The following is a 17,411-nucleotide window of genomic DNA, read 5'->3' on the forward strand; positions in this document are numbered from 1 at the left end:
AGATGTGTATAAGAGACAGGTGCTCGGACAGTGCTGGGGTAAGGGGCATACAGTGAGTCTCACGGGAATTGGATATCCAATGCTCAGGTCCTGCTCATTACGTCCGTGTAAGTCGCTGGTTGAGTGAGTCTCGGGTTTCGGATGGTTCACGGCAAAAGTGTAAGAAGATGACAGTGCATGACCCTCAAGCGCCGGCATTTCAGGCGTGGGTGCGTTAATTTCACCGACGCCCGCGTACCGTCGCAGTGTCAGGGCTGAAACGCGCCGATAAAAATCGCCGGGTCCACTCGAGCATCGTTCAAGCTGACGTTCCAATGCATATGCGGTCCAGTCGCCCGGCCGGTCGCGCCGACCTTGCCCACCACCGTACCGCGGCCCAGTTGCTGGCCCACCTTCACATCGATCTTCGACATATGGCAGAACATGCTGATAAAGCCTTGGCCATGGTCGACGAACACGGTATTGCCGTTGAAGAAGTAGTTGCCGACCAGGATCACCTTGCCGTTGGCCGGGGTCTTGATGGGCGTACCGGCCGGCACGGCGAAATCCAGGCCCGAATGCGGGTTGCGTTCCTCACCGTTGAAGAAGCGGCGCACACCGAACTTGCTCGACAGCGGCCCGTTCACCGGTTTGTCCAACACCAGATTACTCGGCAGGTTGGGGCTGAAGCTGCGGTAAGCCTTGAGCTGCACCGCCAATTCACCTTCGATGCGCTTGAGCTGCGCCGGGTCGGGGTTGACCTGGCTTTTGTTTTTCAAGGTGATGCGCTGTTCCGGATACTTCTTGTAGCCGACGATAAACGGCAGGCTGCGCCCGCCGCTGCTGATGCGCTCATTGCCAGGCTTGACCGTCAACGGGATACCGACAATCGCCAGCCAGTTGTCCTGTTCCTTGACCACCAACACCGGCTTGCCTTGGTAGGTAGCTTTAGGCGCCGTAGCGGATGGGCCCAGTTCGACAACGGCTACACCGCCCGGCACCGGTTTGTTCAAGGTGCGAGTGATATAGCTGTCCGCGTGGGCGTTAACGGCAAGGCACAGCAGCATCAACAGGCTAAATAGACGTGGCATCAATCAATCCAGTAACGAAAGGGTGACGGGTGTCAGGTGGTTGTCTTCCACCCGTACTTGCAATTGACCTTCACCGAGACGCGCCGTCAGGCGTTGGCCCGTGTGGGTTTGTGCCGCATTGCGAATCGCCTGGCCGCGCTCGTCCAGCAGGATGCTGTAGCCACGGCCCAGGGTCGCCAATGGGCTGACTATCTGCAGCGTCTGCACCTGGCTTTGCAGTTGCAGGCGCCGCGCCTTGAGGCCTTCGCGCATGGCACGGGGCAGGCGTTCGGCGAGGCTGTCCAGGCGCTGGCGCAGAAGGGCCAGTTGGCGCCCCGGATGCTGGCCGGCGAGGCGGGTTTCCAGGCGGATCAGGCGTTCGCGGCGGGTATTGAGGCTGCGCTCGAAGGCGCGGCGCATGCGCATGTCCAGGTCATCCAGGCGCTGGGCCTGCTGGCGCAAACGCTCGCCAGGGTGACGCAGGCGCCGGGCCAGGCCCTCCAGGCGCAGACGGTCGTGGGTCAACCGGTTGCGCATCAGCATCACCAGGCGCCGGTGCAGGCTGTCGACCTGGCGCACCAGGTTGCTGGCATCGGGGGCAAGCAGTTCGGCAGCGGCGGAGGGGGTTGGGGCGCGCACGTCTGCCACGAAGTCGCTGATCGACACATCGGTTTCATGCCCGACCGCACTGACGATGGGTGTAACACAGGCATCTACTGCGCGGGCCACGGCCTCTTCGTTGAAGCACCAGAGGTCTTCCAGCGAGCCGCCGCCACGGGCCAGGATCAGCGCGTCAAAGCCTCGGGCGTCCGCCAGTTTCAGCGCCCGTACAATCTGCGGGATCGCTTCGCGGCCCTGCACGGCTGTGGGGATCAACGTCAATTGCACTTGCGGCGCGCGACGACGGAACACGCTGATGATGTCGCGGATCACCGCACCGGTCGGCGAACTGATAATACCGATCTTCTGTGGATGCGCCGGCAACGGGACTTTGCGTTCGGCGCTGAATAACCCTTCAGCGCTGAGCTTCTCTTTCAACGCATCGAAGGCCAGGCGCAGCGCGCCATCCCCGGCGGGCTCCACGGTGTCGAGAATCAGTTGGTAGTCGCCACGGCCTTCGAACAGCGAGACCTTGCCACGCACCTTGACCGCCAGGCCATCCTTCAGCGCCTGGCGCACGCGCGCGGCATTATTGCGAAACAGCGCGCAACGCACCTGGGCGCCGCTGTCCTTGAGGGTGAAATACACGTGGCCGGAGGCCGGGCGGGCGAGGTTGGAGATTTCGCCTTCGACCCAGATATTGGTGAACACGTCTTCCAGCAACACCCGCGCACGGCCGTTGAGCTGGCTGACAGTCAGGACTTCGCGGTCCAGGCCCAGACGGGCAAAAGGATCTTTAATCATGGGCGGCAGTTTATAGGCATTCGTGCAGGGTTTGACAGAACTGCTCTACCAGCGCGCTCGGTGCTTGCGCGCAGGCGAGGGCAACGGTGCTATGGCAATCCGGGTCGGCCAGAGGCAAAAAGTGCAGGTTTGCTGGGGCGATGTCTTGCATGGATTTTGGTAACAAAGCAATTCCGAAGCCGGCCTGGATCAATTGCAGCTGCGTGGTCTTGCGTGACATCACCCGCGCTGCCTTGGGGAAAAAACCGGCACGCATGCATAACTCGGCCGACAGATAACTCAGCCCGCCGCGTTGAGGATGAGGGATCGAGATAAACGCTTCATCCTTGAGCCGGGCCAGTTCCACCGGGGCATCGCTGTGTGCCAATGGATGATTCGGCGGTACCGCCAACACCAACGGCTCAGTGTACAAAGGCACCACCCGCACGCCTTCGCGCTGGCGCAACACCGGCAAGCGCAACAGGCCGACGTCCAGGCGACCGTCGGCGATTTCTTCCAGTTGGGCTTCGGAGGACAGTTTGACGATATCCATCGACACGCCTGGGCAGCGCTCCAGCCAGGTACCGATCCCTTGCAGTAACACACCGCTCATCGGCACGGTGCTCGAGTGACTCAGGCGCAAGGTGCCGAGTTGACCATTGCCCACTTGCGTCGCCATCTCGCTGGCCTTGAGTAATTCAGCCAGCAGGTTGCGCGCCCGTGGATAAAACGCCTCACCGGCGGCCGTTAGCCGCGGTTGGCGTGCGGTACGCTCGAACAATGCGGTCTGCAGTTGGTTTTCAAGCTCTTTGATCTGTCGGCTCAAGGCCGATTGCGCCACGAACAGGCGCTCGGCGGCGGCACTGAAGCTACCGCTGTCGGCAATTTCGACGAAGTAACGCAGTTGCCGGGTGGAAATCACGGGTCATGCCTTTTCGAGATGGGTGAATGGCTTTGAAGATATTAGTCGCAACACTTGCCGATGGCTAAAGTGAAGGCCAGGTCTTTCAAGGAATAACCCATGAGCGCGGTTGAGTGGATGAGTCAGTGGTCGTTCAGCGGTGTGGATTGGCTGGTGATTGGCCTGGGTGTGGTGGTGGCCTATGTGGTGTTCGGGATTGCCGGGTTCGGCACGGCATTGGTCGCGGGGCCGGTCCTGATTGTGTTTATGCCGCTGTCGAAGATCATCCCGCTGCTGGTGCTGCTGGATTTCGTCGCGGCGTTTGGCAACCTGCTGCAATCACGACGTGATGTGAACACGGGGGAGTTGTTGCGACTGCTGCCGTGCATGGCGATGGGTTGCACCCTGGGCGTGGTGTTTTTGCTCAACCTGCATTCGGATCTGTTGCTGCTGTTGATGGGGTTGTTTATCAGCGCCTACGCCATTTATAGCCTGGCGGTGAAAGCCCGACCGACGCAGCTGGCGGCGGGGTGGTCGATTCCCATGGGCACAGTGGGTGGCTTGTTCGGCGCGTTGTTTGGCAGTGGGGGCTTTCTATATGCGATCTATTTGAACAGTCGTTTGCCCAAGGATGCGGCGCGGGCCACGCAAAGCGCGTTGATCAGTTGCAGTACGGTGGTGCGCCTGAGTCTGTTCCTGATTGCCGGGGTGTATGCGGATTTGCCGTTGTTGATGGTGGCGGTTTGCCTGTTGCCAGCGATGGCGTTGGGGTTGTGGTGTGGGCGCAGGTTGACGATGCGTATGTCACGTGAGGCCTTTGTGCGGTTGGTGACGTGGTTGGTGCTGGCGAGCGGTATTGCTTTGATCGGGCGCTACTTGAGCGCTTGACCTGATTTATTCAGGGATTAAGCTGCCAGCCTTCAGGGCCTCTTCGCGAGCAAGCCCGCTCCCACATTCGACCGCATTTCTCCTGTAGGAATGCAGTCGAATGTGGGAGCAGGCTTGCTCGCGAAGGCGCCAGACGCCACACCGCAGGACTCCCATGAACTCCCAAAGCATCCTCGTCCCGAAAATCTCCACCTTGCCCGTTCACGAACCCCGCGCCCGGGCGATCGTGCGCTGGCTGGTGCGCAAGAACATCGTCAAGGAGGAATTGACCACCTGCGGCCGTACCGGCAACCGCATGGGCTATGCCCTGGCCGATGGCGCCCGGGCCGTGGTGCTGCACCCCGAGGCGCTGCCGTTCAATGAGCCGGTCAATGGCCTGGAGATCATCTACAAACGCTGCATCTACACCCCGGCCAAGGGTTTCCTCGAAGAGGCGGGTTGCCCGGAATGCCTCAAGGAAGTCGGCGAGGCACTGTTCGAAAGCCTGGAAGACTGGATGCCCGGCCACACCGACAACTTCACCTGCCCGCTGTGTGGGCATGAAGACGACATCAACGGCTTCCTGTTCCTGCAGGAATGCGGGTTCTCCAACCTGGGTTTCATCTTCAACAACTGGGCGGAGGCGGGGTTCAAGCAGAGCTTTATCGACGAATTTGCCGATTGGTTGGACCAGAAAATGAGCTGGGTCAAAGTCGAGCTTTAATCCTTCTATCAGTATTACCAAGTTTGTCAGAGTTTTACATTGAGCCCGACAGGGTGCATGTATATAATGGCGCGCTTCCATTTTCCCGCTCGGGAGCCCCCGCGATGCTGCGTATCAGCCAAGAAGCTCTGACATTCGACGACATTCTCCTAGTGCCCGGTTATTCCGAGGTGCTTCCTAACGAAGTCAGTCTCAAGACCCGCCTAACCCGTGGCATCGAGCTGAATATTCCCCTGGTTTCCGCTGCCATGGACACCGTCACCGAAGCCCGTCTGGCCATCGCCATGGCCCAGGAAGGCGGCATCGGCATCATCCACAAGAACATGACCATCGAGCAGCAAGCTGCCGAAGTGCGCAAGGTCAAGCGTTATGAAGCCGGCGTGGTGAAAGATCCAATCACCATCGAAGCCGACGCTACCGTGCGTGACCTGTTCGACCTGACCCGCCTGCACAACATCTCTGGCGTTCCGGTACTGCACGATGGCGACCTGGTCGGCATCGTCACTTCCCGTGACGTGCGTTTCGAGAACCGTCTTGAAGTCACCGTCCGCGAAGTGATGACGCCTAAAGAGCGCCTCGTTACTGTCAAGGAAGGCGCCGACAAGAACGATGTGCGCGAACTGCTGCACAAGCACCGCATCGAGCGCGTGCTGATCGTCGACGACAAATTCGCCCTCAAAGGCATGATGACCGTCAACGACATCGAGAAAGCCAAGGCTTACCCGCTGGCCAGCAAGGATGACCAAGGTCGTCTGCGTGTTGGCGCTGCGGTCGGCACCGGTAAAGACACTGGCGACCGCGTTTCGGCGCTGGTCGCTGCCGGTGTTGACGTGGTGGTGGTCGACACTGCCCACGGTCACTCCAAAGGCGTGATCGACCGCGTGCGCTGGGTCAAGCAGAACTTCCCTGACGTTCAAGTGATCGGCGGCAACATTGCCACCGGCGCTGCCGCCAAGGCCCTGGCCGAAGCCGGCGCCGATGCGGTCAAGGTCGGTATCGGCCCAGGCTCGATCTGCACCACGCGTATCGTCGCCGGTGTGGGTGTGCCGCAAATCAGCGCCATCGCCAACGTCGCCGCCGCCCTTGAAGGCACGGGCGTGCCGTTGATCGCCGACGGCGGCATCCGTTTCTCCGGTGACCTGTCCAAGGCCATCGTAGCCGGTGCTTCCTGCGTGATGATGGGCTCGATGTTCGCCGGTACTGAAGAAGCGCCAGGCGAGATCGAACTGTTCCAGGGCCGTTCGTACAAGGCTTACCGCGGCATGGGTTCGCTGGGCGCCATGTCCCAGGCGCAAGGCTCTTCCGACCGTTACTTCCAGGATTCTTCGGCAGGTGCCGAGAAGCTCGTACCGGAAGGCATCGAAGGCCGTGTGCCGTACAAAGGCACCCTGAGCGCGATCATCCATCAACTGATGGGCGGCCTGCGTTCCTCGATGGGCTACACCGGCAGCGCCGACATCGAAGAAATGCGCACCAAGCCAGAGTTCGTACGGATCACCGGCGCCGGCATGGCTGAATCCCATGTCCACGACGTGCAGATCACCAAGGAAGCGCCAAACTACCGCGTAGGTTGAGGCTTCCAGCAAAACGTTAAGTAACCGGGGCTGTTTTATTCAGCCCCGAGTTGTTTCTGATTCATTAGACGAGACTGACTTCATGGCCCTCGACATTCACGCCCACCGCATCCTGATCCTCGACTTCGGTTCCCAGTACACCCAGCTGATCGCCCGCCGCGTGCGTGAAATCGGCGTGTACTGCGAACTGCACCCGTTCGACATGGATGACGAAGCGATCCGCGAATTCGCCCCTAAAGGCGTCATCCTCGCCGGTGGCCCCGAGTCCGTGCACGAAGCCAACAGCCCGCGCTGCCCGCAAGCCGTATTCGACCTGGGCGTGCCGGTCTTCGGTATCTGCTACGGCATGCAGACCATGGCCGAGCAACTGGGCGGCAAGGTTGAAGGTTCTGAGCTGCGTGAATTCGGTTATGCCCGTGTAGACGTGGTCGGCAAGAGCCGCCTGCTGGACGGCATCGAAGACCATATCGACGCCGACGGCCTGTTCGGCCTCGACGTGTGGATGAGCCACGGTGACAAAGTCACCAAGATGCCGGAAGACTTCCACATCCTGGCCAGCACCCCAAGCTGCCCGATCGCCGGTATGTTCAACGACGAGCGCGGCTACTACGGCGTGCAGTTCCACCCGGAAGTGACCCACACCAAGCAAGGCGGGCGCATCCTGTCGCGCTTCATCCTCGACATCTGCCAGTGCGAAGCCCTGTGGACCCCGTCGAAGATCGCTGAAGACGCCATCGCCAACGTGCGTGCCCAGGTCGGTACTGACAACGTGCTGCTCGGCCTGTCCGGCGGCGTTGACTCCTCCGTGGTTGCCGCGCTGCTGCACAAGGCCATTGGCGACCAGCTCACCTGCGTCTTCGTCGACAACGGCCTGCTGCGCCTGCACGAAGGTGAGCAAGTGATGGCCATGTTCGCCGAGAACATGGGCGTCAAGGTCATCCGCGCCAACGCTGAAGACCAGTTCCTGAACAACCTGGCCGGCGAGTCCGACCCGGAGAAGAAGCGCAAGATCATCGGTCGTACCTTCATCGACGTATTCGATGCCCAGTCCAACAAACTGGACAACATCAAGTACCTTGCCCAAGGCACCATCTACCCCGACGTGATCGAGTCGGCCGGCGCCAAGAGCGGCAAGGCCCACGTGATCAAGTCCCACCACAACGTGGGTGGCTTGCCTGAGGAAATGAACCTCAAGCTGGTAGAACCGCTGCGCGAACTGTTCAAGGACGAAGTCCGCCGTCTGGGCCTGGAACTGGGCCTGCCGTACGACATGGTCTACCGCCACCCATTCCCAGGCCCGGGCCTGGGCGTGCGTATCCTCGGTGAAGTGAAGAAGGAATACGCCGACCTGCTGCGTCGCGCCGACCACATCTTCATCGAAGAACTGCGCAAGGCCGACTGGTACCACAAAGTCAGCCAGGCCTTCGTGGTGTTCCAACCGGTGAAATCGGTTGGTGTGGTAGGCGATGGCCGCCGCTACGCCTGGGTCGTGGCCCTGCGTGCCGTAGAAACCATCGACTTCATGACCGCGCGTTGGGCACATCTGCCGTACGAACTGCTGGAAACTGTCAGCGGCCGTATCATCAATGAGATCGAAGGCATTTCGCGCGTGACTTATGACGTGTCGAGCAAGCCGCCGGCGACCATTGAGTGGGAATGATCCCGCGTCCGGCATAGACCGGTAGCAAGTGGCATGAAACACCCCTGAAGCCCGCGTAATTGCGGGCTTTTGCGTTTTCGGCTCCGCACTATCTGGCAAGTTTTCGCATCGCCAAGCACCCCTTTTTTATGGCATGGTAGATGGTACGACCTGACCCTGATGCCATGTTCGGCGCTTGATACCATGTTGCTCCTAACCAGATGGGCATGGTATTGAGTTGCGTTAAGGTATTGATCCGTAAGGGTTTTATGGGATCAATACGATGCAGGCTGAGCATGGTATTTTTTAGAGGAAACCCGTCCTGACCATGCTGACCGATACCAAGCTGCGTAACATCAAGCCGAAAGACAAGCTCTACAAAGTGAACGACCGTGACGGTCTCTATGTAGCCATCACCCCGGCGGGGTCGATTTCATTCCGCTACAACTACTCGATCCACGGTAGGCAGGAGACCATCACCTTCGGCCGTTACGGTGTAGGGGGCATCACCCTAGCGGAAGCCCGGGAACGGCTCGGCGAGGCAAAAAAGATGATCGCCGCTGGGAAGTCACCAGCCAAAGAGAAGGCCAGAGAAAAGGGCCGCGTCAGGGATGCGGAGACGTTCGGGGTTTGGGCTGAAAAATGGCTGCGTGGGTACCAAATGGCTGATTCCACCCGCGATATGCGACGCTCGGTTTTCGAACGAGAGCTAAAGCCGAAATTTGGCAACCAGAAACTCGCTGAAATTACGCATGAGGACCTGCGAGCGCTGACTGACAGCATCGTTGAGCGAGGTGCTCCGGCAACAGCAGTTCACTCGCGAGAGATTGTGATGCAGGTCTTTCGATGGGCAATCGAACGTGGTCAGAAGGTTGAGAACCCGGCTGATCTGGTGCGGCCTACCAGCATCGCAAAATTCGAGCCGCGCGACCGGGCCTTGACTCCTGATGAAATCGCCTTGATGTATCAATACATGGAACGCATTGGTACCGCTTCTTCGGTGCGTGTTGCGGCTAAGTTGCTGTTGCTAACCATGGTTCGCAAAAGTGAACTGACCAATGCGACTTGGAGCGAAATCAATTTCAGCGAAGCAGTCTGGACAGTTCCCAAAGAGCGGATGAAGCGCCGTAATCCGCATTTGGTGTTCCTGTCCAGGCAAGCGCTTGATATTTTCATTGCCTTGAAAACCTTTGCGGGTGGCTCGGAATATGTTCTTCCATCGCGCTATGACTCTGACTTACCGATGAGCAGTGCCACTCTCAATCAAGTGCTAACGCTGACCTATCGCCTCGCTCAGAAAGAGGGGCAGTCGCTAGGCAAGTTCGGGCCGCACGACTTGCGACGGACTGCCAGCACATTGTTACATGAGGCTGGCTATAACACCGATTGGATCGAGAAGTGCCTCGCACACGAACAGAAGGGTGTGCGAGCGGTTTACAACAAGGCCGAATATCGAGATCAGCGTCGGGCGATGCTGCAGGATTGGGCGGACATGATCGACGAATGGACGCTTAGGAGACCGCGCTCCGAGGGCTGATACCGAGCTTCATGGACTACAGAGCACATGGCGCCCGTTCGTTTGTGGCGAAACGCCCACTTCGGTGGGCTTTTTTTTGTCCCGAAACGCACGTTTTAGGGACACTTTTTTCTCTGAATTTCGTTTAAAAAAACCACCGATAAAACAAGAGATTGGGTGATTATCCCCGTCCCGAAACTGGACGTTTGACGGACACTCAAGTGATTGATTTGTATGGGAAAATTGTCTAAAAATGCTGGAAAATACCAGAAATGTGGGGCAATAATCGAACCTCGAATGATCACGAAACGAGGTATTCGGTGTGGAGAAAGAATCGAGAAAAGTCCTGATCAGCAAGAAACAGTTGCTGGCAATGATCCCGTTGTGCGAACGCACGATCTACAACTTTGAAAAGCAGGGAAAATTCCCTCGCCGTATTGCTCTCAGCAGCCGTAAGGTCGTGTGGGATTTGGGGGAAGTCGAGGAATGGATTGATGCGTGCAAGGGGGCCGGTCCGGCTCCCCGGCCCGGAATGGGGGCCTGAATTGTGGCGATTGACTTACGGGCTGCGTTCGAGAACGAGCCGCCCACTCTAGACTTCATTTGGCCGGGCTTTCTTGCTGGGACAGTAGGGGCCTTGGTAGCTCCCGGAGCCACAGGGAAGAGCTTCTGGGCGCTGGAAGCGGCAATGGCTATCGCATGCAGCGTTGCCGGCGGTGATCTTGTTGGGCTTTCCCCCGCATGCGCTGGCCGTGTGGTCTATTTCGCTGGGGAAGACCCGGAAGTTGCATTGGTGCGCCGCATCCATGCCATAGGCCAGCACTTGAATCAGCAGGCACGCGAGGCCATTGCGAAGAACCTCATCCTTGAGTCGATCATGGGTAAACGGCTGAACGTCATGGATGACCGGCATCTTGTCCGTATCACCGAGTTTTGCGAGGGTGCCCGGTTGATCGTGCTGGATACTCTAAGCCGAGTTCACGACCGAGACGAGAACAGCAACGGCGACATGTCGCGGCTTATCGCCACGCTTGAGCACGTCGCTACCAATACCGGGGCATCAGTCCTGTACCTGCATCATGTCAGCAAGGGCAGCGCCCGCGAGGGTCAAGCCGATCAGCAGCAGGCAGCACGAGGTGCGTCCGCTCTGATCGACAACGCCCGCTGGTGCGGCTTCGTCGCCAAGATGACTGAGGAGCAGGCCAAAACTCTCAGCGACCGCAGCTATGATCGGCAACCCATCGGTAATGACCGAAGAGGTTTCTTCGTTCGTTTTGGTGTTAGCAAACAGAACTACGATGCCACTCCGCTCGATCAATGGTACAAGCGCCACGACGGTGGCGTGCTTGTGCCGGTGGAATTGGAGGCGGTGAAGAGGGAACGCGCTTTGCACGTCGTAAGTGGGAATGACGATGAGCGGTGGTAACGCCGTAGTCCCCACCAGTACTACCGCACTGGCCCGATTGAGGATTTATCAGCCTAGCCAGCGCCCACAGCATCGCCAAGGCGATTGGCTAGATACATCATTTGGGCGTTGTCGCGTGTTAGGTAGACTAGGCCAGAGACACGCCGATACTGTTGAAGCAGTCTTGTATTGCGCAGAACGGCAACGCCCTGTCTCAGATGGCGGTGTGGAACTTCTGGTAGATCCCGCTCAAGTGAGAAAAACAATTTCCGACAGCCGCTATAGCTTCACACAGATTGAGAAATTGTTTGTGGAACTGCGCGCTGCAACGATTACGATTGAAACACCCCAATTTGATTTTCCGATAATTGGCGGATTGATCGACCACGTTATTCCTTCGTCCAAGACACGACCCGATCCCCTAACTGGGGGGCAGCGTAATTTATGGCGTGTTCGCCTTGGTGTCGCACTGGTGATGCTGCTAGAGCATGACTTGAGTTTGTTCTACGACCCGGCCCCAATTGCTCGCCTTCAGCATGGCATCAGCCAAGCGGTAGCGCGGCACGTCTTGAGCCACAAAGTAGAGCCGACAGGCGGTTGGTACCTAGACACCGTTATTGTGGCGGTTGCCGGACAAGCCTCAAGTCAAGACATGCGCAATGCGAGACGTAGGCTCAAAGAGGAAGCTGAAGATTTACGGAAAATTGGGCTTGTGCTCGATGGTGATCGCATTAAGAAAAGCGGTGCTTAAAACACCTAAAGCGTGCCACACCCGCCCGATGGCGTGTCACACCCGCCCGGTAGCGTGTCACACCCGCCCGAAACGTGCCACATCCGCCCGGAGTTAGCAGGATATTCAGGATATTCAGTCCTGCGCGGCACAGCCCGCGCTTTAGGCGCGGTCCGGCCTTGCCGGTCGGCCTACGGCCGTTGGACACCAAAAAGGAAGAGCTAGGGGCCGTCCGATCTCTTTGGACTCGCCAGAACGCCGCAGGAGCCGTCAAAAACGCTTTTTGGGCGTGCGGTGATTGCTAGGGTGCGCAAGGCCCCATAATCGCTCAGAACGCAGCGCAGGGCATCACAGGGCGTGTGACGGACGGAGTTGAGACAAGTTCGTGCGTATTACTAATAGCGGAGCCCCGTGTGGTTGTTCGTCGCAGCCAAGAGTAGCCCCATATGAAGAGCAAAACCCCGCACTAAGGCGGGGTTGTGTGGGTCCGGTCAGCGATCACTGCTTGCCGGGACTCTCTTGCTTCTGTGCTTCCTGCGCGGCCTGGATGGCCATCAACGCCTGCTGATTCAGGGCTGCGTTATTCTTGCTGCCCAGCAAAGGTAGGCGATTGATAGCCTGTGCTCCGGCAAACATGCGATAGGATGCCGACAAGGCGAGCGGGCTTACTCGAAGCTGCAAAGCCGTGTACTGGCGATCCAACCTATCGAGCTGCGGCCCGTAGCCCTTGCTACGCAGCCATCGACCGAGCGTCCACATGCAGATGGCTAGCGTCGATGCGATTACTACGAATCCAGCGAACATCAGTATGTCCTTCATGGTTATTTCTCCGACGTGTCGTTGTTTGAGGCCGTGCCGGGCACGTTGAGCGAGGCTAGGCGACTTGTAGCGGGGCTTTCGTCCGAGGATGGACGGATGACGTTAGATTCCGTTTGTGCAGCTTCCACGGTTGTTTCCGCGCCATTGGTTGGAACGGGCGAGCTGGCACCGTCGGGAACAGGCGGCGAAGATCCTGCACCAAGAGATAGAGAGTGCGCATTCTCCATGCCTGGCACTGCCATCGAGGTCATCACACCGATCGCTTTTGCGCTAGCGTTGGCCGCTTGGGAAAAGCCGTTGCCAGAACCAACGACTCCCCCTTTTGGTGCCCCTTGCTGGTCTTTGTCGTCGTTGCCCTGCGCCGCTCTCCCGGCCTGCTTGGTCGCCTGCTGGACACCACTGCTAGGCTGCTGCGGAGCCGTGCCCGGTGATTGAGGGGCGGCGCTGCCGCCTACGCGGGCACCGGCCGACGACGCGCCTTGTGCGGCCGCGTGGCCGCCCGTGCTCGCGCCGAGGCCAGCGGCCGCACCGCCGTGAGCCGCCGCCGCTGCGGGCGCTCCACCACCGGCAAAACTGGAATTGATCGCAGAAGCCAGACCGCCGCCGCCAATCCCACCTGCACCCGCTACACCGGCCCCAGCAGCGCCGCCAGTACCGGCAGCGCCAAGAGCACCGGCAGCAGCCGGAGCGGCCGCCCCGGCCGTGGCGATGGTGGCAGCCGCCGCAGCTGCCCCGGCTGCCCCGGCCACCGCCATCCCGCCGATGGCCGAGCCACCACCCATGGACGTGCCGCTAATCATGCCGCCGATCAGGTCAGGAATAGTCTTGGTCAGATAGCAGCACACCAAGGCCAAGCCGACCATCGTCATCAATGACGCTTCATCATTGGTGTAGGCCGCTAACCACTGCTTAGCCGACTGTACAACCAGGCCGACAATCAGAGTCAATACAAATAGCTTTGCACCAATCGCGACGGTGAAACGCATTGGCGCAATTGCAAATTCCCGCGTCCATTGCGAGCCACCAAAGCCCAAGAACAGCACGGATGCGTTGATGATTACGTAGGCCTCTACGAGCGTGACAAACATGAATGCAGCGATGAATGCGAAACACGCCAACACAAGAATTGCGCATACAGCGATCAGAAGTCCCTTGGCTGGAGAAAATACTGAAATGCCCTCTACCATTGTGCGGCCAAAATCCAGCGCAACTGCAAGCATATCGCCGGGTTCTAATGCACGCCCGAGCCCGCTCGCTGATGCCGCTGCATCGCGGAAACTATCGACGATGGCCGTTGACCACTCCACTGAGTACTTCATGACTGCAAGGAAGAAACCGATCACCAGCACGAAGCGCAGCAGCTCGCCGACAATCTCGCCGAAGTCGGCTTGCTTCATTACCAGAGGCATGAACGTCCAAATAAACTGTATCGAGGCCAGCAGCCAGAACAGTCTGATCGCATAGTCATACAGCTTCGCTGACCACTGGTGCGACTGTTGCAAAACTAGGTCGAGTAGGCCCTGAACCGATGTATCGGCATGGGAAAGGTCGGTCGCGGCCACAGCATTTCCGGCCATGAACACACTCGCCAAGGCGAGAAACAACAAAAGACGACGATCCATAGCTAGTACCCCTTCACACCGCCGCGAGTGTTCGGGCGCGCCTCAAACGACGCATCTGCGTCACGCTTTTGCCGTTGTTGCTCAGCCATCGCAGTACATTCGATGTTGCTTTGAACCACCACGGTAACCATGTAACCGGTCAGTGCGGACCCGGCGCACATCAACGCGATTAGCCATTTCGAAATAGTCATTCTCAGTACTCCTTCACGCCGCCGCGTGTATTTTTCCGCGCTTCAAACTGCTGTTCAGTCGCTTCGCTAACGGCCTGCCGGTCGCCTTGCTGGGCCATGTAGTTGCCCTGCATGTTGATTTGAGTGGCCATCAGATCCCGCAGTTTTTGCAGTTGCTGGACGTTCTGCGAGGCGATTTCGTTGCCCGCCTGAATAGCTTGCATGCGGCCTACGGCTGACTGCGAACGGGCCACCATGCGAGCAAGCTGGGCGTCTTCAGGCTCGAACGTGCTGGTATTGAGATTTGCCGCTTCCATCGCCGTCTTCACGTTGTCGCGGCCCTGTTGCGACCACTTTTGATAGCGATCCTGCGCCGGGACCTCTGCCGAATTCGCTGCTTGATTCAGGTAGGAATCGAAGCCGGGGAAAGCCGTGTTGAACTGCGAATCCATGTTTTGGATTTGACGGCCCAAGGCCTGCGAACGGTTGTAGATGTTGACCACGCTTTTCAAGTCAGCCGCAATGCTGCCAAACATCGAATCGGGCAGGCCCGTGCCCTGCGTGACCATGTTTTGGTACTGCTGAATCTGCGTTTGCAGTTGCTCGGCAGTGTTCAGCGCCGTGTTGACCTGTTCGGCGTACTCGAACATCTGTTGATAGAACGTCGAGCAGTTAGAGCAGTAGATGGCGTAAGCCGGTGCAGGTGTGATGTAGAGGCCTACACCAAGGCCTGTGGTTGCCATTGCCACAGCTAGCGCCGCGCCTCGGCCAAATACCCGAGCGACATAAGCTGACGTTTTTCGCGATTCCATTTCCATGCCGAATACCTCACTTTGTCGTAATCTGAGGTCTGATTATTGTCCGATACGGGGTGGTTTTGAATATGCGGATAGATACTTATCCGCATAGATTTCAATGACTTGCGTCCGGAAACTGTCCGTCAATCATCCTTTGCAATGATGCCAACCATCTGACTTGTCTAGGGTTTTTCTTTCATGAGGAAGATTACTTAGCTGTCCGGTTTGATGCTTTTTGCGGACAAAAAAAAGCCCACCAAAGTGAGCTTTTGATAAGTATGTGCGCGGCGTCAGTGGGCCGCGTAATAAGGATTCTGAGCGCGATAAAGGCTACGTTCAGTCTCAGGGATGTGCAGCGTCTCTAGGTGCCACTCTTCGAGTGAAGAAGCTAGCTCGGCCGCAATGCGCTGGGCTTCCACAACGGGCTTACTAGATTGCCCGCTGGCTCGACCTAGGCAGGCTTGCAGTTCATTGAGTTGATTGGCCAAAGCGCTGATGCGGTGAGCTGTCTTCATGATCAATTCCTCTTGCTGATCCCTTCCACGATTCTATCGAATTCTTCCCGGATCTGATCGTCCGTAAGCTCAAGATTAACCAATCCTGATTTTATTGCAATTCTCCCGATTCTTTCTGCTGCTTCATTGTCGAGCTTTGCGAGCCTTGCCTTAGCCATCTCTAGCTCAGAAAGCGCGTCAGCTCGTCGCTCGGAAAGGGTTTTTCTAGCCAATTTTAGTGCTCCTTTTTTGGTGCCATTTCGGCCTTAACCTATTGTGCATCAGGGAGATTTTAGCGACCGCTGGAATTTCTGACCACATCAGGATTGGCATCGCTAAGAACGAAGCGCGGCCACGGCATGTTGGTCGCCACCCCTGTGCTTTCTCCGCCCTGTTTGATCCGTTCAGTTCAATTTCGTCGATTAAGTAAGTTCAAGGCAATTTTAGGAAATTCCTGCTTAGATTAATGCAACTCTAGGCAACTAAGGAAAAATTAACGAAATTCAAGGAAACTCAAGGCAACTTGCGTTACCAAAACGGCCATTAGCATTAAATTTCTTTGAGTTGCACTCAGACAGACGGCAAGATGTGTGTTGTGGGCCTACGCTGCTTCGCAGCTACGACCCCCACCACAGCCCCTTACTCGCCTGCGGCTCGACGGATCTTGCTCTGCGAGGCTCACCATCGCTGCCGCGACTGTTGAAAAGCTTGAGAGGTACAGCATGGAGAAAGAGCAAAAGCCCACCCCTCGACGGAAGCTGCCGCCGATCAAGGTATGGGTGTCGGAAGACGAGCGCGCAGAGATCGAGGACAAAGCTCGCCAGGCCAACATGTCGTTGTCCGCCTACCTGTTGGCGGTCGGTCGTAACAGCCCTATTCGATCCGTGGTTGACCTGCTAGCAGTTGCTGACTTGGCCAAGGTCAATGGCGACCTTGGCCGGGTGGCCGGACTACTGAAACTTTGGCTCGCGGAGAAGCGCGGACAAGGCGCAAGTCCAATGGATGTGGAAGCGATGATGAATGACTTTCGTAAATTGCAGAGCGAGGTGCTTTCCATCATGTCACGCGTCGTAAGATGACTGCTGTACGTGTCGTCTGACACAAAGCAAAGTTCAGCTTCGCACAGTCATGCCGTATCAATGCGGCCAATCGAGCGCCTGATGTTGGATTGATAGGTGGTTAGCCAACGCATCGAAGGTTCGTTCTGCGGCATGTTGCATGCATCGACGGAAGCATTGGTTGGCAGCACGCCCTATGTCGAGGCACGCAGTGCTGCGACCTCGATTCATCGGTGATGGAACTGATGAGGCGGGTGACGGCTGTGGTTAAGGTGAGTCGTGAGGCTTTCAGGGCGAGATTTGTGGTGGTTGAAGCCCGAGCACGGGAGGCGCGCACGAATGGTTGCCTTGTACCGCTTGGTGATGGAGATCGAGAAGCAAATCATGTGATTTGGTATAGACTGGATTGCACAATCCAAAATGCGAATCGGTAAGCATTGTCGAGGCTTAAATGAAAAAACAACATAGGAAAGATCGAGGCCACGATGAAGTTATGGCGGAGGCGTTTGACTCTGATCCAGAATACGCGATGAAACTTGCTGAGGAAGTTTTGCGTGATGGCGAACAAGGAGAGATTGAAATTCTGCGTCGGCAGATCCCAATAATTCCAGAAAAATATCAAGAGCAATGATTTTAGTATCGCTCTATCAATAGTTTATTCAA

19 protein-coding genes are annotated in these 17,411 nt (G+C 57.7%); 10 read left to right on the forward strand and 9 right to left on the reverse strand.

Annotation, left to right across the window (positions count from 1 at the left end; all coding sequences use genetic code 11):
* Positions 1 to 248 precede the first annotated feature (248 nt).
* The 3 genes from JFT66_RS11825 to JFT66_RS11835 are packed head-to-tail and all read right to left on the reverse strand — an operon-like array spanning position 249 to position 3,354.
* Positions 249 to 1,070, reverse strand: coding sequence for a M23 family metallopeptidase (locus tag JFT66_RS11825; protein WP_034115883.1), 822 nt, complete (start codon positions 1,068 to 1,070; stop codon positions 249 to 251).
* Positions 1,071 to 1,073: 3 nt separating this feature from the next.
* Positions 1,074 to 2,453: an exodeoxyribonuclease VII large subunit gene (gene xseA / locus JFT66_RS11830; protein ID WP_034115882.1), complete on the reverse strand. Its 1,380-nt coding sequence runs from the start codon at positions 2,451 to 2,453 to the stop codon at positions 1,074 to 1,076.
* Positions 2,454 to 2,463: 10 nt separating this feature from the next.
* Positions 2,464 to 3,354 (reverse strand): LysR family transcriptional regulator, encoded by an 891-nt coding sequence (locus tag JFT66_RS11835; RefSeq protein WP_198859310.1) that lies wholly within the window; start codon positions 3,352 to 3,354, stop codon positions 2,464 to 2,466.
* Between the two features lie 99 nt (positions 3,355 to 3,453).
* On the opposite strand from JFT66_RS11835, the gene JFT66_RS11840 reads away from it, so the two are divergent.
* From JFT66_RS11840 to JFT66_RS11875, 8 genes are all read left to right on the forward strand, one after another.
* Complete coding sequence (locus tag JFT66_RS11840) at positions 3,454 to 4,221, forward strand: sulfite exporter TauE/SafE family protein (protein WP_198859311.1); 768 nt, start codon at positions 3,454 to 3,456, stop codon at positions 4,219 to 4,221.
* A gap of 154 nt (positions 4,222 to 4,375) precedes the next feature.
* Positions 4,376 to 4,924: a hypothetical protein gene (locus JFT66_RS11845; RefSeq protein WP_034115879.1), complete on the forward strand. Its 549-nt coding sequence runs from the start codon at positions 4,376 to 4,378 to the stop codon at positions 4,922 to 4,924.
* A 104-nt stretch (positions 4,925 to 5,028) separates the two neighbouring features.
* Entirely contained in the window at positions 5,029 to 6,498 is a 1,470-nt protein-coding gene (guaB, locus tag JFT66_RS11850) for an IMP dehydrogenase (protein WP_016977684.1), read from the forward strand.
* An 82-nt stretch (positions 6,499 to 6,580) separates the two neighbouring features.
* Positions 6,581 to 8,158, forward strand: coding sequence for a glutamine-hydrolyzing GMP synthase (guaA, locus tag JFT66_RS11855; RefSeq protein ID WP_017134673.1), 1,578 nt, complete (start codon positions 6,581 to 6,583; stop codon positions 8,156 to 8,158).
* 307 nt (positions 8,159 to 8,465) lie between these two features.
* Positions 8,466 to 9,674, forward strand: coding sequence for a tyrosine-type recombinase/integrase (locus JFT66_RS11860; protein ID WP_045338558.1), 1,209 nt, complete (start codon positions 8,466 to 8,468; stop codon positions 9,672 to 9,674).
* A gap of 301 nt (positions 9,675 to 9,975) precedes the next feature.
* Complete coding sequence (locus JFT66_RS11865; RefSeq protein ID WP_045338559.1) at positions 9,976 to 10,197, forward strand: helix-turn-helix transcriptional regulator; 222 nt, start codon at positions 9,976 to 9,978, stop codon at positions 10,195 to 10,197.
* A 3-nt stretch (positions 10,198 to 10,200) separates the two neighbouring features.
* The gene (locus JFT66_RS11870) at positions 10,201 to 11,079 is read left to right on the forward strand and encodes a helicase RepA family protein (protein ID WP_045338561.1); all 879 of its coding nucleotides are present in this window, start codon (positions 10,201 to 10,203) and stop codon (positions 11,077 to 11,079) included.
* A 205-nt stretch (positions 11,080 to 11,284) separates the two neighbouring features.
* Positions 11,285 to 11,809: a hypothetical protein gene (locus JFT66_RS11875; protein WP_233097083.1), complete on the forward strand. Its 525-nt coding sequence runs from the start codon at positions 11,285 to 11,287 to the stop codon at positions 11,807 to 11,809.
* 477 nt (positions 11,810 to 12,286) lie between these two features.
* Here JFT66_RS11875 and JFT66_RS11880 read toward each other — a convergent pair whose 3' ends face one another.
* From JFT66_RS11880 to JFT66_RS11905, 6 genes are all read right to left on the reverse strand, one after another.
* Positions 12,287 to 12,607 carry a hypothetical protein gene (locus JFT66_RS11880; RefSeq protein WP_045338563.1) on the reverse strand — a complete coding sequence of 107 codons (321 nt, stop codon included), beginning with the start codon at positions 12,605 to 12,607 and terminating at the stop codon, positions 12,287 to 12,289.
* Positions 12,608 to 12,609: 2 nt separating this feature from the next.
* Complete coding sequence (gene trbL, locus JFT66_RS11885; protein WP_054907373.1) at positions 12,610 to 14,229, reverse strand: P-type conjugative transfer protein TrbL; 1,620 nt, start codon at positions 14,227 to 14,229, stop codon at positions 12,610 to 12,612.
* Between the two features lie 2 nt (positions 14,230 to 14,231).
* A complete protein-coding gene (locus tag JFT66_RS11890) occupies positions 14,232 to 14,420 on the reverse strand; it encodes a hypothetical protein (RefSeq protein ID WP_045338566.1) in 189 nt (62 codons plus the stop codon).
* Between the two features lie 2 nt (positions 14,421 to 14,422).
* Positions 14,423 to 15,217 (reverse strand): P-type conjugative transfer protein TrbJ, encoded by a 795-nt coding sequence (trbJ, locus tag JFT66_RS11895; RefSeq protein WP_045338568.1) that lies wholly within the window; start codon positions 15,215 to 15,217, stop codon positions 14,423 to 14,425.
* A gap of 269 nt (positions 15,218 to 15,486) precedes the next feature.
* Positions 15,487 to 15,711 carry a hypothetical protein gene (locus JFT66_RS29740; RefSeq protein WP_045338569.1) on the reverse strand — a complete coding sequence of 75 codons (225 nt, stop codon included), beginning with the start codon at positions 15,709 to 15,711 and terminating at the stop codon, positions 15,487 to 15,489.
* A 2-nt stretch (positions 15,712 to 15,713) separates the two neighbouring features.
* On the reverse strand, positions 15,714 to 15,923 hold the full coding sequence (locus JFT66_RS11905) for a TraC family protein (protein WP_045338571.1): 210 nt from the start codon (positions 15,921 to 15,923) through the stop codon (positions 15,714 to 15,716).
* Positions 15,924 to 16,412: 489 nt separating this feature from the next.
* Here JFT66_RS11905 and JFT66_RS11910 point away from each other — a divergent pair, with 489 nt between their 5' ends.
* Together JFT66_RS11910 and JFT66_RS11915 are read left to right on the forward strand one after the other, a co-directional pair.
* Entirely contained in the window at positions 16,413 to 16,769 is a 357-nt protein-coding gene (locus tag JFT66_RS11910; protein WP_045338574.1) for a plasmid mobilization protein, read from the forward strand.
* 430 nt (positions 16,770 to 17,199) lie between these two features.
* Positions 17,200 to 17,379 carry a hypothetical protein gene (locus JFT66_RS11915; protein ID WP_045338577.1) on the forward strand — a complete coding sequence of 60 codons (180 nt, stop codon included), beginning with the start codon at positions 17,200 to 17,202 and terminating at the stop codon, positions 17,377 to 17,379.
* Positions 17,380 to 17,411: the final 32 nt, after the last annotated feature.

The organism is Pseudomonas sp. MF6755 (assembly GCF_016405635.1).
GTDB lineage: Bacteria > Pseudomonadota > Gammaproteobacteria > Pseudomonadales > Pseudomonadaceae > Aquipseudomonas > Aquipseudomonas haemolytica.

Bases quoted from the DNA above. Each gene is read 5' to 3' on its own strand.
- JFT66_RS11825 (WP_034115883.1), bottom strand. From the start codon at position 1,070: ATGCCACGTCTATTTAGCCTGTTGATGCTGCTGTGCCTTGCCGTTAAC.
- xseA (WP_034115882.1), bottom strand. From the start codon at position 2,453: ATGATTAAAGATCCTTTTGCCCGTCTGGGCCTGGACCGCGAAGTCCTG.
- JFT66_RS11840 (WP_198859311.1), top strand. From the start codon at position 3,454: ATGAGCGCGGTTGAGTGGATGAGTCAGTGGTCGTTCAGCGGTGTGGAT.
- JFT66_RS11845 (WP_034115879.1), top strand. From the start codon at position 4,376: ATGAACTCCCAAAGCATCCTCGTCCCGAAAATCTCCACCTTGCCCGTT.
- guaB (WP_016977684.1), top strand. From the start codon at position 5,029: ATGCTGCGTATCAGCCAAGAAGCTCTGACATTCGACGACATTCTCCTA.
- guaA (WP_017134673.1), top strand. From the start codon at position 6,581: ATGGCCCTCGACATTCACGCCCACCGCATCCTGATCCTCGACTTCGGT.
- JFT66_RS11860 (WP_045338558.1), top strand. From the start codon at position 8,466: ATGCTGACCGATACCAAGCTGCGTAACATCAAGCCGAAAGACAAGCTC.
- JFT66_RS11880 (WP_045338563.1), bottom strand. From the start codon at position 12,607: ATGAAGGACATACTGATGTTCGCTGGATTCGTAGTAATCGCATCGACG.
- trbL (WP_054907373.1), bottom strand. From the start codon at position 14,229: ATGGATCGTCGTCTTTTGTTGTTTCTCGCCTTGGCGAGTGTGTTCATG.
- JFT66_RS11890 (WP_045338566.1), bottom strand. From the start codon at position 14,420: ATGACTATTTCGAAATGGCTAATCGCGTTGATGTGCGCCGGGTCCGCA.
- trbJ (WP_045338568.1), bottom strand. From the start codon at position 15,217: ATGGAAATGGAATCGCGAAAAACGTCAGCTTATGTCGCTCGGGTATTT.
- JFT66_RS29740 (WP_045338569.1), bottom strand. From the start codon at position 15,711: ATGAAGACAGCTCACCGCATCAGCGCTTTGGCCAATCAACTCAATGAA.
- JFT66_RS11910 (WP_045338574.1), top strand. From the start codon at position 16,413: ATGGAGAAAGAGCAAAAGCCCACCCCTCGACGGAAGCTGCCGCCGATC.
- JFT66_RS11915 (WP_045338577.1), top strand. From the start codon at position 17,200: ATGAAAAAACAACATAGGAAAGATCGAGGCCACGATGAAGTTATGGCG.